This is a genomic window from Kitasatospora indigofera (genome assembly GCF_014655955.1).
GTDB lineage: Bacteria > Actinomycetota > Actinomycetes > Streptomycetales > Streptomycetaceae > Kitasatospora > Kitasatospora indigofera.
This window is the reverse complement of sequence record NZ_BNBO01000015.1, coordinates 34,537-48,948: the sequence shown is the minus strand read 5'-3', so window position 1 is coordinate 48,948 and position 14,412 is coordinate 34,537. Positions and strand designations below refer to the sequence as shown.

The 14,412-nt window shown below is 74.6% G+C and carries 14 protein-coding genes; 6 read left to right on the top strand and 8 right to left on the bottom strand.

The genetic code is table 11. The annotated features are described in order from the left end of the window. Nucleotides 1–328: 328 nt before the first annotated feature. Both IE329_RS15745 and IE329_RS15740 read left to right on the top strand, forming a co-directional pair. Complete coding sequence (locus IE329_RS15745) at nucleotides 329–1,153, top strand: IclR family transcriptional regulator (RefSeq protein ID WP_190211496.1); 825 nt, start codon at nucleotides 329–331, stop codon at nucleotides 1,151–1,153. 319 nt (nucleotides 1,154–1,472) lie between these two features. Beyond that, nucleotides 1,473–1,898 carry an SsgA family sporulation/cell division regulator gene (locus IE329_RS15740; RefSeq protein ID WP_190211495.1) on the top strand — a complete coding sequence of 142 codons (426 nt, stop codon included), beginning with the start codon at nucleotides 1,473–1,475 and terminating at the stop codon, nucleotides 1,896–1,898. A 221-nt stretch (nucleotides 1,899–2,119) separates the two neighbouring features. Here IE329_RS15740 and IE329_RS15735 read toward each other — a convergent pair whose 3' ends face one another. Then, entirely contained in the window at nucleotides 2,120–2,497 is a 378-nt protein-coding gene (locus IE329_RS15735) for a phage holin family protein (protein ID WP_190211494.1), read from the bottom strand. Nucleotides 2,498–2,872: 375 nt separating this feature from the next. Here IE329_RS15735 and IE329_RS15730 point away from each other — a divergent pair, with 375 nt between their 5' ends. From IE329_RS15730 to IE329_RS15720, 3 genes are all read left to right on the top strand, one after another. Next, nucleotides 2,873–3,190 carry a cupin domain-containing protein gene (locus IE329_RS15730; protein WP_190211493.1) on the top strand — a complete coding sequence of 106 codons (318 nt, stop codon included), beginning with the start codon at nucleotides 2,873–2,875 and terminating at the stop codon, nucleotides 3,188–3,190. A 182-nt stretch (nucleotides 3,191–3,372) separates the two neighbouring features. Next, entirely contained in the window at nucleotides 3,373–4,056 is a 684-nt protein-coding gene (gene tenA, locus IE329_RS15725; RefSeq protein ID WP_190211492.1) for a thiaminase II, read from the top strand. A 237-nt stretch (nucleotides 4,057–4,293) separates the two neighbouring features. Next, the gene (locus IE329_RS15720) at nucleotides 4,294–4,494 is read left to right on the top strand and encodes a DUF5326 family protein (RefSeq protein ID WP_190211491.1); all 201 of its coding nucleotides are present in this window, start codon (nucleotides 4,294–4,296) and stop codon (nucleotides 4,492–4,494) included. Nucleotides 4,495–4,610: 116 nt separating this feature from the next. Here IE329_RS15720 and IE329_RS15715 read toward each other — a convergent pair whose 3' ends face one another. From IE329_RS15715 to IE329_RS15685, 7 genes are all read right to left on the bottom strand, one after another. After that, a complete protein-coding gene (locus IE329_RS15715) occupies nucleotides 4,611–5,516 on the bottom strand; it encodes an NAD-dependent epimerase/dehydratase family protein (RefSeq protein WP_190211490.1) in 906 nt (301 codons plus the stop codon). Continuing rightward, complete coding sequence (locus IE329_RS15710) at nucleotides 5,516–6,772, bottom strand: cytochrome P450 (protein ID WP_229927471.1); 1,257 nt, start codon at nucleotides 6,770–6,772, stop codon at nucleotides 5,516–5,518. Before IE329_RS15710 ends, IE329_RS15715 begins: the two co-directional genes overlap by 1 nt. Further along, entirely contained in the window at nucleotides 6,769–8,238 is a 1,470-nt protein-coding gene (locus IE329_RS15705; RefSeq protein WP_229927470.1) for an AMP-binding protein, read from the bottom strand. Before IE329_RS15705 ends, IE329_RS15710 begins: the two co-directional genes overlap by 4 nt. Before the next feature lie 130 nt (nucleotides 8,239–8,368). After that, nucleotides 8,369–9,133 carry a glycosyltransferase family A protein gene (locus tag IE329_RS15700; RefSeq protein ID WP_190211489.1) on the bottom strand — a complete coding sequence of 255 codons (765 nt, stop codon included), beginning with the start codon at nucleotides 9,131–9,133 and terminating at the stop codon, nucleotides 8,369–8,371. Beyond that, complete coding sequence (locus IE329_RS15695; protein WP_190211488.1) at nucleotides 9,130–10,134, bottom strand: 3-oxoacyl-ACP synthase III family protein; 1,005 nt, start codon at nucleotides 10,132–10,134, stop codon at nucleotides 9,130–9,132. Before IE329_RS15695 ends, IE329_RS15700 begins: the two co-directional genes overlap by 4 nt. 229 nt (nucleotides 10,135–10,363) lie before the next feature. Further along, nucleotides 10,364–11,839, bottom strand: coding sequence for a flotillin family protein (locus tag IE329_RS15690; protein WP_190211487.1), 1,476 nt, complete (start codon nucleotides 11,837–11,839; stop codon nucleotides 10,364–10,366). A 142-nt stretch (nucleotides 11,840–11,981) separates the two neighbouring features. Beyond that, a complete protein-coding gene (locus IE329_RS15685) occupies nucleotides 11,982–12,182 on the bottom strand; it encodes a hypothetical protein (RefSeq protein WP_190211486.1) in 201 nt (66 codons plus the stop codon). Nucleotides 12,183–12,427: 245 nt separating this feature from the next. Between IE329_RS15685 and thiC the strand changes: the two genes are divergently transcribed. Further along, on the top strand, nucleotides 12,428–14,266 hold the full coding sequence (gene thiC, locus IE329_RS15680) for a phosphomethylpyrimidine synthase ThiC (protein WP_190211485.1): 1,839 nt from the start codon (nucleotides 12,428–12,430) through the stop codon (nucleotides 14,264–14,266). Nucleotides 14,267–14,412: the final 146 nt, after the last annotated feature.

Here is a 14,412-nt window from a genome sequence, read left to right as displayed (position 1 = left end):
CCACCTCCGGGGCTGGAGCGTTGTGCGGGAGTCTGCCGCAGGCGGGGCGCGGCCAAACGCGGCCATGCCCGGGTGCGTCCGTTCGGGCAGCGGGGGAGCAGGCCCAATGGATCTTGAATGTCAAGGACATCTCCCCGCCGTCTTTCGCCATTCGCTGACAAGGAGCGATGCATGGCTTGGAATCGAAGGTCATTCGCCGGTGATACGTACGACTGTGATTGCGACGCGACCCGCCCTGTGCTGCAATGAGCGACCGCTGGGCAAATCGGAGCAATCCCCTCCGTATGCCCTCCTGTGCACTGACTGGGGCTGGGGGCTTGGTGTGGTCATGGACCGGATCGCAGAGACGTCGAACGCCGTCCGGAGGGGGCGGCCGGCCAGGGCGTCCACGACCCGGCCCGCGGGGAAGAAGGACCGCCAGCCCACCCTGATCGCCTCCGTCCAGCGGGCGCTGCGCCTGCTGGAGGCGGTCGGGGGCTTCCTCCAGGGCGCCACGGCCAAGCAGCTCGCGCGCGCCGCCGGCCTCCCGCTGGGCACCACCTACCACCTGCTGCGCACCCTCACCCACGAGGGCTACCTCCGCCGGGCCGACGGCAAGTTCTTCTACGGCCAGTCCGTGGAGGACATCGGCCGGGCCGACGGCCGGCAGGCCGGCCGCACCGAACTGCGCACCCGGATGGAACGGCTCAGGGACGAACTGGGGGCGGCTGTTTATCTCGCGGTCTACGAGGAGGGCGAGGTTCAAGTGGTGGACGTGGCGTCCGGCCCGAACCAGCCGGCCGTCGAGGTCTGGGCCGACCTCCGGGCCACCGCGCACGCGCACGCCATCGGGCAGTGCCTGCTCGGCCAGCTGCCCGAGGAGGCCAGGCGGGACCACCTCTCGCGCCACCCGCCGGTCGGGCTCACGCCGTCGACCCCGGCGCGGGAGTCCGCCGTCCTGCGGGTGCTCGACGCCATCACGCCCACGGTGCCGGTGACCGAGCGGCAGCAGTACGCGCTCGGCACGGTGTGCGCCGCGGTGCCGATCACGGTCGGTTCGCTGGTGGCCACCATGGCCCTGTCGCTCCCGCTGGAGCAGGCGGGACGGCTGGCGTCCGCGGCCGAGCAGCTCCGGGTCAAGGTCGGCGCGATGTCGCCCTCGTTCGTCCTCTGACGGCACAGTGCCGCGAAGGGGCCGGCACGGCGTCCGCCTCGTTCACCATTTGAAAAAGCACACCTTGTCCACTACCTCCCCAAACGTGGACGATGAGGTTTGAACGGGGAATCGGGGCGAAAGTACAGAATTGGCAGGACTTTTCACAGTCGCGAGCCGCACTCCCACTCCAGGTCCAGGGCTTGGGGAAATCCCGCCCTCACCGGCGGGCGGAGCGCCCACCCGGGGCACCGTTCCTACACAGCGAACTGCAGTGTCCGGCCATCGGTGGACCAACCATTCAGCACGCACGGCCGGGCAGAACGAGAGGTACTGGCGCATGCACAGCACAGTCCAGGGCCACGTGGTCATGAACCTCGTGGTCTCGAACGAGCTCTCCTTCCGCATCGTGGTCGATCTCGAATACGACCCCAGCGACCCTTACGCGGTCCGCTTCACCTTCCACCTGCCCGGCGACGCGCCGGTCACCTGGGTGTTCGCCCGGGAGCTGCTGCTCGACGGGATCAGCCGCCCGACGGGCGAGGGTGATGTGCACATCCACCCGGTCGGCGGGGAGGAACTCTCCGACGTCTGCATCGTCCTGCACTCCCCCGAGGGCGACGCGCTGCTACGGGCCTCGGCGCCGCCCCTGATCGCCTTCCTGACCCGCGCGGACCGGCTGGTGCCGATGGGCGAGGAGCTGACCGGCGGCGAGCTGGAGGCCGAGCTCGCCGACATCCTCAAGGGGTGTGAGAACGCCGGCTGACCGGGCCGGCACGGCCCTGTTCGCGGCGGGCCCCGGGCACCGGCGGTCCCGGTCCCGGCCGCAGTCACCTCAACAGCCAAGGCCACGGCCAAGGTCGCCAAGGTCAGGGCCAAGGTCACGGCCGCAGTCACGGTCATGGTCGGGAACGGACGGAGGGCCCCGCACACCCGTGCGGGGCCCTCCCTTCGCCGACCGGGCCGCTCAGGCCCGTCCGGCGGCGGTCAGTCGTTGTCGAGGGCCAGGCTGAGGCCCCAGGAGACCAGGCTGATGATCAGTGCGCCGAACAGGGCGGCCCAGAAGCCGTCCACGTGGAAGTCCAGGTCGAGCTTGTCCGAGGCCCACGAGGTCAGCAGCAGCATCAGGGCGTTGATCACGAATGTGATCAGGCCCAGGGTGAGGACGAACAGCGGCAGGGAGAACAGCTTCACCACCGGCTTGATCAGCCAGTTCACCACGCCGAAGATCAGCGCCACGGCGATCACGGTGAAGGTCTGCTGCCCCCAGCCGGCCTGCCCCGACAGGGTGATGCCCGTGACGATCCAGGCGGCGACCCAGATGGCCGCCGCGTTGATGAGTGTCTTGATGGCGAAAGATTTCACGGTTGCACACGTATCCCGTCTGGTGGCCGAAGCTTGGTACATACGATGCCCGACCAGGGGGCCCTGAACCTAGGCCCGGAGCCGCCCGGTTTCCGGAGCCGCCCCGGCCCCTCGGAGCGCCCTGAGCAGCAGGCTTGCCCCCGGCCCGGGAGCGGGACGGCCGGAGCCTCGGGCCCGGCGGACAACTCCCGTGCCGGCCGGGCCGGGCGGGGGCGGCAGAGTACGATCGCCCGCAGGTGGAGGCGTTGTCCGAGACCGTGTTCCCGGCGCTGATCCGCGAGGCTCGGAAGGAGCTTCTCCCATGACTCCCGACCCGTCCGGCACGGTCCGTCCGGCCGCCGTGCCCTCCCCCGCCGAGTCCGCCGCGGACCGGGCATGAAGGTGTTCCGGCTCGACCAGCTCGACGCGGAGCGGGCCGCGAACGAGGGCGCCTACCTGCGCTTCCTGAAGGAGCGCCGGATGTCGGCCGGCCTCTACGCGCTCTCCCCCGGCGACACCGACCCGCAGACCGCGCACGCCCAGGACGAGATCTACCAGGTGGTCAGCGGCCGGGCCGAGCTCACCGTGGGCGACGAGACCACCACCGTCGGCCGGGGCACCGTGGCGTACGTGCCGGCGGGGGTGCCGCACCGCTTCCACCACATCACCGAGGAGCTGCGGGTGCTGGTGGTGTTCTCCCCGCCGGAGGACTGAGCGGCCGCTGCGGGTAGGGTCGGGCCCGACCATTCCGTGATCACCGCGGGAGCCCGTGGCAGCGGGCTGAGAGGGCGCTGGACGGTACGGGCGGCGGTGCCGCCGGGTGCCGGCGGCCGCGTCGACCGCCAGAACCTGGCCGTGACAGGGGAGCACCCCGTCCGGGACAGGGAGGGAGCAGCATGACCCCGAGCCGCACCGGCCTCAGCCTGACCGACGAACTGTGGGCCTCGATCGAGCCGGTCTACGCGAAGATCCTCGACCACCCGTTCCTCGGCGGGCTGACCGACGGGACCCTGCCGCGGGCCGCCTTCCGGCATTTCGTCGTCCAGGACTCGCACTACCTGCGCGACTACGCCCGCGCCCTGGCCGTCTGCGCCGCCAAGGCGCCCGGCGAGGAGGACGTGCGGGCCTTCGCCGACGACGCGGTGGGCGCGCTCGCCGCCGAGCAGGGCATGCACGCCGAGTTCATGGACGCCTTCGGCGACAGCGCCGAGCAGGCCGCTGCCGAGCCCGTGCTGCCCACCACCCGGGCCTACACCAGCTACCTGCTGGCGACCGTCTACGGCGGCTCCTTCGCCGAGGCGGTGGCGGCGGTGCTGCCCTGCTACTGGATCTACGCCCGGGTCGGCCAGGAACTGCTCGCCAAGTCCTCGCCGGACCCGCTGTACGCCAAGTGGATCGCCACCTACGGCGACGAGGCGTTCCAGGCGGTGGTCCGCCGGGTGCTGGCGCTGACCGACCGGCTCGGCGAGGAGATCTCCCCCGCCGAACGGCGGCGGGTGGTGGAGCACTTCACCACCACCTCGCGCTACGAGTGGATGTTCTGGGACGCCGCCTGGCGCGGCGAGACCTGGCCGGTCTGAGCCGTTCCGGGCCCCGGCCCGCCGTCGGCGCCGGGCGCGGTCGGGGTGCGGCCGGGGCCGGTCGGGGGCTCGTTCTCGGGGTCCGGCGTAGGGGTTGGGGCTCGGGGTGATCTCCGGGTTCTCTCGGGGCCGCAGCCCCTCGTTCCGGTGTACCGGCACCCGTACGATCGAAGTACCGAAGCAGACGGGATGCGGCACCAGAAGGCAGCCGGCCCGAGGGGAGAGTAAGGAACCGACATGGCTGAGCTCTGGAAGTCGCTGCCCTCGTGGGTGCGGAACATCGTCGTCCCGATCATCGTGCTGGTGCTGGCCTGGAACATCCTGTGGTTCGTGGTGGGCGTGGTGGGCGCGCTGATCGGACTGCTGGTCAAGGCCCTGGTGGTGGTCGGCATCGCCGCGGCCGTGGTGATCCTGGTGAAGAAGGCCGCCAAGAGCTGACATCGAGCCGGAGCGCCCGCACCCCTGCCCGGGGTGCGGGCGCTCCGCCGTTCCCCGGTTCGGCGCGGCCCGGACCTCACCTGACGCCTCCGGACTCCGGCCGGCCCGCCCGGACTTCAGGCGCCCGGCCGCCCGGGCCGGTCCCGCCGCTCGCGCAGCAGGACGGCGTCGAGGTCCCAGCGGGGGCGCCACCCGGTGGCGCGGGCGCGGGTGATGTCCAGCACCACACTGCGGGCCAACTGGTCGACCGCGTACGGGGTCAGGCCCGGCACCCGTCCGGTGCGGGCCGCGAACTCGGCCAGCCGGACGGGCAGGTGGCCGATCCGCGCCTCCCGGTCGTGGGCGCGCAGCACCCGGCGGACGGCCTCGTCGCGCCGGTACGGCCGGGCGTCGGCGATGTTGTACGCGCCGGGCGCCCAGTCCGCGGCGGCGAGGCAGGCGTCGGCGAGGTTCTGCACGGCGGTCAGGCTGAGCGCGACATCCGGCCCGGGCAGCAGCAACCGCCCCCGGCGGATCCGCTCCAGCAGCCGTGGCACCAGGTGCGGGTCCCCCAGGCCGTACACCGCGCGCGGGCGCAGCACCACCGCGCCGGCGGCCAGCGCGAGCCGTTCGCCCGCCGCCTTGCTCCGGCCGTACGCGTTCAGGTGCCCGCCCGTGGTGGGGTGGTCCTCGCCGACCAGGGACCGGTCCGGCCTCGGGTCGTAGACGCTGGCGCTGCTCACCCAGACCACCGGCCGGCCGGCCGCCGCTTCGAGCAGCCGGGCGGTGCCCTCGACGTTCACGGCGTACTGCCGGGCCTCGTCCGGGGAGCCGGGGGCCGGGTCGCCGACCGCCGCGGCGCAGTGCACCACCAGGTGGGCGCCGGCCAGGTCCGGGCGGCCGGCGGTGGCGTCCCAGGGGACGTGCCGGCCGACCGGGCCCGGGCTGCGGCCCAGGCAGAGCACCTCGGCGCCCTGCGCGGCGGCCGCGCGGGCCACCTGCGAGCCGCAGAAGCCGCTGGCGCCGGTGACGGCTATCCGCATCACGGCGCCTCCGTGCCCGGTGGCCGCGCGGGTCCCGACGGCAGCCCGATTCCGGACGGCAGGCCGCTCCCGGAGGGCCGCGCCGGTCCGGACGGCGGACCGGCCCCCGCCGGCAGCCCGGCCCGCACCCGCAGTTCCGCGTAGCCGGGCAGGGCGGAGCGGCGGTCCACCCGGGCGCGCACCACGACGGGCCGGTACGGCGCCAGCGCCAGCAGGAGGTCGGCGAGCTGGGCCCGGGCCAGTCCGGCACCCGGGCAGGCGTGCGGCCCGGCGCCGAACACGGCCTGGGTGGCGGCGGCCGGGTCGGCCGGGGTGTCGTCCTGGGCCCGGGCGGCGTGCCGGGCGACCAGGACCAGCCGGTCGCCGCGGGCGACGGGGCAGCCGGCGACGGTGGCGTCGGCCGCCGCGACCCGGGGGAGGACCGGCGAGGGCGCGGTCAGCCGGAGCAGTTCGGCGGCCAGGGCGGGTGCGGTGGCGGGGGTGAGGCCCGCCCAGAGTCCGGCGTCGGCGCACCAGGCGGCGGCCCGCGGGAGGGCGGCCACCGTGGTGTTCACGGCGGCGACGGCGAGCATCGCGTCCAGGCTGTCGGGGAGCAGCGCGGTGAGGCCGGCGGCGGCCCGGGCGGCGGCGTCGGCGCTGCCGGGACGGCGCGGGCCGGGCAGGTGGTCCCGGGCGGTGGCGGCGGCCGCGTCGGCGGCGGCCCGGGCGAGCAGGAGCGGGTCGGCGGCGCAGGCGGTCAGCGCGGCGGTGGTGACGCCGGCCAGCTCCCTGGCCAGCTCGACCAGGTCGACGGTGGGCAGGTCGACGGTGGCCCGGCCGTCCCGGGGCCGGCCGTCCGGCGTGGGGCCGGCCGGGTCCAGCACGGCCAGCCGCTCGTCGAGGACGCCCTGCCAGAGCGGCCGCAGCCGCGCCACGGCGCCGCTGCCCAGGTCGGCGGAGAGCGCGCGGCGGGCCGCCCGGTGCCCGGCGCCGTCCTGGTCGAAGAGCAGGCCGCCGTCGGTGAGCCGGGCGGCGGCGCCGCCGGTGGTGCCCTCGGCGGTGCGGTCCAGCGGGACCCGGGTCAGCACCTCGCGGTAGGCCTCGGTGCCGTGCACCAGGACGGTCCGGCCGATCCGGACCACCGGGCGGCGGCGGGTCGCGGCGAGCAGCGCGAACAGCACCGGGTGGCTGCGCAGGTAGACCCGCCGGTCGCGGCGGCGGGCGGTGCGCTGCGCCCTGCGCGGGGTGGCGTAGGGGCCGACCAGCGGCGCGGTCACCGGGCCAGCTCCGCGGCGCAGAACCGGGACGCGGCGCCGCGGTCCGGCTTGCGCGAGCGCCCGGCCAGCGGGACCTCGGCGAACAGGACGGCGTCCGGCCGGGCGCTGCCCATCCGGGCCAGCGGTGCCTCCAGGGCGGAGCGCAGCCGTCGCTCGTCCGTCCCGGAGCGCGGCTGGACGAGTGCCACCAGCCGCTCGTCGCCGTCGCCGTCGGGGACCCCGACCAGCACGGCCAGTTCGACCCCGGGCAGGTGCAGGGCCGGCTCGTACAGGCCCGGGTAGATGTTCTCGGCGCGGCGCAGCACCATGTCCTTGCAGCGGCCCGCCAGCGCGATCCGGCCGTCCGGGGCCAGGCTCGCGCGGTCCCCGGTGCGGACCCAGGGGTCGGGCTCCTCGCCGAGGTAGCGGTGGCGGGCGCCGGGCCCGGTGAGCAGCAGTTCGCCGGCCGCCGAGAGTCCGGCCCGGACGCCGGGCAGGGGGTGGCCGACCAGGTCGCCGTCCCCCGTCCAGGCGGCCTTCTCGGCCTCCTCGACGGCCGCGGCGGGGAAGAGCTCGGTCAGCGCGTAGACGCTCCAGGCCTCCGCGGCGCCGGCCCGCTTGACCCGGCCGAGCAGGTCGGCGCCGGCCGGGGCCGAGCCCGTCCAGACCCGGCCGGAGAAGCGTGCCCCGGCCGCCAGCGCGGCGCGCAGCTGCGGTGGCGTCAGATAGGTGTCCGAGGGGGCCAGCCGCCGGAGTTGGCCGGCCAGGCCCTCGGGCGAGCGGGCCGGCAGGGCGACGGTGGCGCCGGCCGCGAGCGCCGGGACGAGGACGAAGAAGGTGCCGCCGAGGACGGTCGAACCCGGCTGCGGGCGGACCAGCCCGGCGACCGTCCGCAGGCCCGCCGCCAGCCCGGCCCGGCTGTGCACGACGGCGCGCGGGCTGGAGGTGGTGCCGGAGGTGAAGACGATCACGGCGTCCGCGTCGGGGCCCGGGTCGGCGGCGGGCGGCGGGCCGCTGCCCGCGGGCCGGAGCCGCGGTGCGCAGCCGGGCAGCCGCGGGCCGAGGGTGGCGACCGGGCCGAGGGCTGCGAGCGGCGGCAGCGCGAGCTGGGCCCGGCGGGCCAGCGGGCGGGCCCAGCCGGCCACCGCCTGCGCGGCGGCGTCCGCCAGGATCAGCGTGGGCCGGGCCAGCGACAGCCGGGCCCGCAGCACGTCGGGCCCGGCGGACGGGTCCAGCACCGCGATCCGCACCCCGAGGTGGTGCGCGGCGAGCATGACGGCGAGTGCGCGCGGGCCGGGGCGGACGGCCACGCCGAGGGTGTCCCCGGGGGCCAGGCCGCGCCGGTGCAGGGCGGCGGCGTAGGCCTCGGCGAGGTCCGCGAGGTCGGCCGCGCGGATCCGGGTCCGCACCGCGCCGGTCCTGGTCCGGTGCAGGACGGCGGGGCGGGTGCCGGCGGCGCGCAGCGCCGGGACGAGGGTTTCCAGCACGGGAGGACCTTTCTGTGCGGACGGCGGGGGTGCAGGTGGTGCAGGTGGTGCGGGCAGTACGGGTGGTGCGGGCGGTACGGGTGGTGCGGCCCCGGAGGTTCGGCCCGGGAGCCTCGGCGCCGGAGCGGCTTCAGCGCGGGTCGGTGGAGTGCCGGCCGCTGCCTCGGTCCAGGTACCAGCGGGCCGTGGTCAGCACGCCGTACGCGGTCAGCCGGCGGGTGGAGTTGTGCACCACCATCGCCCGGCAGCGGGTGATCGCGGTGGTCCGCCGGCGGACCCGGTTGAGGAAGGCGCGGTCGGTCGGCGACGGGCGCCGGGGCATGCCGCCCACGGCGAGGTACAGCTCGGCGGTGACCGCCATGTTGTTGCCCGCGTGCATCCGGTACGGCGCCAGGAAGCCGTGCCGCCGGTGGTGGGCCGGCCGGATCCGTCCGAACGCGGCGGCGGTGGCGACCAGGAGGCGGAAGCCCGCCCGGCCGAGCGGGCCGTGCTCGTCGCGGCGGGCGAGGATGCGGCCGCAGACCAGGCCGGGGGTCTCGGTCAGCGCGATCCGGGCGGCGGCCGTCCAGGTGGGCTGCGGCACGCAGTCGGCGTCCGTGCGGGCGAGCAGCCGCGCGCCCCGGGCGACGGCGTGCCGGAACCCGGTGTCGACCGCGCAGCCCACGCCCTTCTCCGGCTCGACCAGCACCTGGACCGGGAACGGCGCGGAGGCGGCGAAGGCGCGGGCCAGGTCGGCCGTCCGGTCGGTGGAGCCGTTGTCCACCACCAGCAGGGTGAAGTCCCGGTCGTGCTGGCGGGCGAGGGCGGTCAGGGTGTCGCCGATCCTGGCCTCCTCCTGGTACGCCGGGACGATCACCCAGAGCGGGTCCCGGCCGGCGGCGGCGCCGGCGCTCATGACACCTCCCAGACCATGGTCATCAGGCTCACGCCGCCGCCCAGGCCGACCAGCAGGACCCGGTCGCCGGGGTTCAGCGCGTCCTTGACCCGGTCGAGTTGCACCCCGAGCGTGGCGCTGGCGATGTTCCCGAGGTCGGGCACCGTGAGCACCAGCTTCTCGGCGGGCACGCCGGTGAGTTCGACGAAGCGCTCCAGGTAGGGCACGGTCACCTGGTGGACCAGGACGCGGGCGTAGGCGTCCCAGCCGAGGCCGGTCCTGGCCGCGACCCGGGTCAGGATGTCGCCGCCGATCTTCTCGAAGACGCCGCGCAACTCCTTGCCGCCGCCCCGGAAGTAGCTGTACTCGTCGCCGCGCGGGTGCCGGGAGCCGCCGCCGGGGATGCCGCCGACCGCCCAGTGCTCGGAGGCCGTCTCGGTCTCGACGTCGAGGATGCCGCCGCGCTCCACCGGCTCGACGACCACGGCGGCGCCGGCGTCCCCGAAGGTGTAGCCGGCGAACCCCTCCCGGAAGTCCGCGAGGCCGCCGGGGTCGCGCCGCATGGCCCGGCTGGGCGTCTCGCCGGTCACCACCAGGGCGCGGCGGGCCCGGCCGGCCAGGATCATGGCGCGGGCCAGGTCGATCCCGTTGAGGAAGCTGTTGCAGGCGTTGCTGACGTCCAGCGCGTGGGCCCGCGAACCGAGTTCGGCCTGCACCAGGTGGGCGGTGGCGGGCTCGCAGACGTCGCGGGTGGCCGAGGCGTAGAGCAGCAGGTCGATGTCGAGCGGGTCGATCCCCCGGGCGTCCAGGGCCCGGCGGGCCGCGCCCAGCGCGAGGGTGGAGGCGTACTCGCCCTCGGCGGCGAAGTACCGGGTGACGATCCCGGTCGCCTTCTCGAACATCCGCTCCGGCAGCCGGAGTCCGGCCGTCACCTCGTCCTGGAGCTGCTGGGAGGTCAACTGTCGGGCGGGCAGGTACGAGCCGACGGCCGTGATGCCGACCCGCGGTATCGGGAGGTCCATGCCCTCCATGGTGGCGGCAGCGGTGCTCCGAGGGCCTGAGTACGGGTACTCAGATCGGCCCGGTGGTCACCCGAGGGCCGGGCGGGTGCGCCGGGCCGGCGGCGGCCGGCGGTGCCGGAGCGGGCGGCCGGCGGGGGCCAACGGGTCCGCGGGGCAGCCCGGGTGGCGCTCCGTCCGGACGTGCGCGGGGCCCGTGCCCGGTCGGCACGGGCCCCGCGGGACGGTCCGGTCAGGCGTCCTGGACCGGGACGGACTGCACCCGGGGGCGCTCGGCGCCCGGCTGCGCGGGGAGTTCGGCGCCGGCGCCGCTCGCGGCCCCGTTCATCGTCCCCAGCAGCTGGCGGGCCAGGCCGAGGCCCGTCCCGCCCATGGTCAGGGCCTTGGCGAACATCTCGCCCATCCCCTCGGCGCCGTTGAGCAGCACCATGTGCTCGACGTTGCCGAAGGCCTCGGCCCCGGCGCGGACGATCTCTGGCCAGTTCTCGGCGAGTTGCTGGGCGACCACGGCCTCCTGGTTCTCCGCCAGGGCGGCCGCGCGGGCCTTGATCGCCTCGGCCTCGGCCAGGCCGAGCGCCCGGGCGGCCTCCGCGGCCGCCAGGCCCTTGGCCTCGGCCGAGGCGGCCTCCGCCTGGCCGGTGGCCCGGGTCGCCTCCGCGGAGGCCAGGCCCCTGGCCTTGGTGGCCTCGGCCTCGGCGAGTGCCGCGATCTTCACCCGGTTCGCCTCGGCGCCGGCCTTCAGCTCGGTCTCCTTGGCCTGCGCCTGGGCGGCCGAGATCCGGGCGTCGCGGTCGGCGTCGGCCTTGGTGCGCGTTTCGTAGGCGCGGGCGTCGGCGGGCTTGCGGACGTCCGCCTGCAGCTGCTGCTCCTTGCGGTGCGCCTCCAGCTCGGCGACCTTGGTCTCCTGGACCACGACCTCCTGGCGGGCGGCGGCCTGGGCGAGCGGTCCGGCCTGCATGGCGCGGGCCGTCGCGGTCTCCATCTCGGCCTGGTAGCCGGCCTGCTGGATGCCGCTGTTGCGGGTCGCCTCGGCCTTGCGGGCGAACGCCTCCTGCTCGGCCTCGGTGGCCTGGCGGTCGGCCTCGGCCTGGGCGATCCGGGCGTCCCGCATGACCCGCGCGGCGTGCGGGGCGGCGAGGTTCTGGATGTACCCGGTCGGGTCCAGGATCTCCTGGATCTGCAAGGAGTCGATGATCAGGCCCAGCTTCTCCATCTCCGTGCCGGAGGCGGCCCGGGTCTCCCCGGTGAGCCGCTCGCGGTCGCGGATCATGTCCTCGACGGTCAGCCCGCCGACGATGGAGCGCAGATGGCCGGCGAAGACGTTGTGGACGCGGTGGCCCATCATCGCCTGCTGGTCCAGGAAGCGGCGGGCGGCGTTGGCGATCGACACCGTGTCGTCGCCGACCTTGAAGATCACAACGCCCTTGACGTGCACCGGGATCCCCTGCGAGGTCACGCACTCGACGTCGAGGTCGGCCTCGTTGAGGTCCAGCGACAGCTTGCGGACGACCTGGACGCCCGGGGTGACGAGCGTCCCGCGTCCGGTGACGACCCGGAACCCCAGCCCCTCGCCGACTCCCTCGGCGCGGTGCTTGGACCCGGAGATGATCAGTGCCTCGTTGGGCTCGGCGACCCGCCACATGAGCTTGAAGAGCACGATCAGGATGACGATCGAGGCGACGGCCGCCCCTGCGATGCCGATGAGCATCGGCTGATTCCCCCTTCAGGGCACACCGGTCCCGTGGCTGCGCTCTGTTGTGCAGGATGGCGCGGAACGCGGTGGCAGCAGGATTCTGCGCCTGTTCCGATCACTTGGGAAGCGGTTGATGTCCTGATTCTGTATCAGCCGGTCAGGCCGGTGCTACGTACACGGTCCGTGGCGGCTGGTACTCGACCACGACCACCCTGCTGCCCACCGCCAGCCGCTCGCCCGGGAACGCCGGATGGGCGAGGAAAGCCTCCGACCCCTGCCGGGCGGGTACGTGCAGCATCACCTCGCCGACCAGGCCCTCGCCGACCGTCCCCGTCACCCGTCCCGTGCTGCCGACCACCGCGGCCCCCTCTCCGTCCGGTCCCAGTCTGCCGCGCGGCCGCTCCCCGGACCCCCTCTGGACCGCCGCCCGCGGTGCCCGCTACGGTGTTGAGGTCTTGTTGCGGACAAAACCGTCCGTGGACACGGGAGCTCGGAGCACCGGGCTGAGAGGGCGCTGAACGGTACGCCACCACGCGTACCGACCGCTGCGCCGACCGCAGGAACCTGGACCGGGTAATGCCGGCGTAGGGAGTAGAAGGTCAGATGACCATGTTCGAAACACCGGAGAAGTCTGCCCAGAGCCCGGCGAGCGGTGCGGCCGGCAGCCCGGTCAGCAGCGCGGGCAGCGGCTACCCGACCCCCGCCTGGCGCAAGGCCTACCGCGAGGGATCCCGCCCCGACCTGCGGGTCCCGTACCGCGAGGTGATCCTCACCAACGGCGGGAGCGTCCCGCTGTACGACACCTCCGGCCCGTACACCGACCCCTCGTACGAGGCGGACGTCCGGCGCGGCCTGCCGGCCCTGCGGGACTCCTGGATCCGCCAGCGCGGCGACGTCGAGGAGTACGACGGCCGCGAGGCCCGACCGGAGGACGACGGGATCAAGCACACCTCGCCGCGCGGCGGGGACCTGCGCAACCTCGACGCCGTCTTCCCCGGCCGCCCGCGCCGCCCGCTGCGCGGCCGCGACGGCGCGGCCGTCACCCAGCTCGCCTACGCGAAGCGCGGGACCGTCACCCCGGAGATGGAGTTCATCGCCCTGCGGGAGGGCCTGGAGGCGGAGTTCGTCCGCTCCGAGGTGGCCCGCGGCCGGGCGGTGATCCCGTTGAACGTGAACCACCCGGAGGTCGAGCCGGCCATCATCGGCACCAACTTCCTGGTGAAGATCAACGCCAACATCGGCAACTCCGCGGTCACCTCCTCGATCGAGGAGGAGGTGGAGAAGATGACCTGGGCGACCCGCTGGGGCGCCGACACCGTGATGGACCTGTCCACCGGCCGCAACATCCACACCACCCGTGAGTGGATCCTGCGCAACTCGCCCGTCCCGATCGGCACCGTGCCGCTGTACCAGGCGCTGGAGAAGGTCGACGGCAAGGCCGAGGAGCTGAGCTGGGACGTCTACCGCGACACCGTGATCGAGCAGTGCGAGCAGGGCGTCGACTACATGACCGTGCACGCCGGCGTGCTGCTGCGGTACGTGCCGATGACCGCCCGGCGCAAGACCGGCATCGTCTCGCGCGGCGGCTCGATCATGGCGGCCTGGTGCCTGGCCCACCACCGGGAGAACTTCCTCTACACCAACTTCGAGGAGCTCTGCGACATCCTCGCGAGCTACGACGTCACCTTCTCGCTCGGTGACGGCCTGCGCCCCGGCTCCACCGCGGACGCCAACGACCAGGCGCAGTTCGCCGAACTGCAGACCCTCGGCGAGCTCGGCCGGATCGCCCGCGACCGGGACGTCCAGGTGATGATCGAGGGCCCCGGCCACGTCGCGATGAACAAGATCAAGGAGAACATGGATCTCCAGAAGGAGATCTGCGACGAGGCGCCGTTCTACACCCTCGGCCCGCTCACCACCGACGTCGCCCCCGGCTACGACCACATCACCTCGGGCATCGGCGCGGCGATGATCGCCTGGTGGGGCACGGCGATGCTCTGCTACGTCACGCCCAAGGAGCACCTGGGCCTGCCGAACCGGGACGACGTGAAGACCGGCGTGATCACCTACAAGATCGCCGCGCACGCCGCCGACCTCGCCAAGGGCCACCCCGGCGCCAGTGACTGGGACGACGCGCTCTCGGACGCCCGGTTCGAGTTCCGCTGGGAGGACCAGTTCAACCTGGCCCTCGACCCGGAGACGGCCCGCGCCTTCCACGACGAGACGCTGCCGGCGGAGCCCGCCAAGACGGCCCACTTCTGCTCCATGTGCGGTCCGAAGTTCTGTTCGATGAAGATCAGTCAGAAGATCCGCGACGAGCACGGCGACGGGTCCACCGCCGTCGCCTCGGCCCTGGACGGCGAGGCGGAGGCCGGCATGGCCGCGATGTCCGCCGAGTTCGCGGCCAAGGGCAACCGGGTGTACCTGCCGCTGGCGGACTGACGGCACGTCTCGCCGAGGCGCCGCACCGGGAGGCAGGAGGGGGCTTCCCGGCGCGGCGCCTCCGGTGTCGTCGTCCTCGCCACGCAGGGACGGGCATCTCCTGAGGGACCGGACCGCTTCCGGCCGCCGAGTCCCGGCCCGCGCCT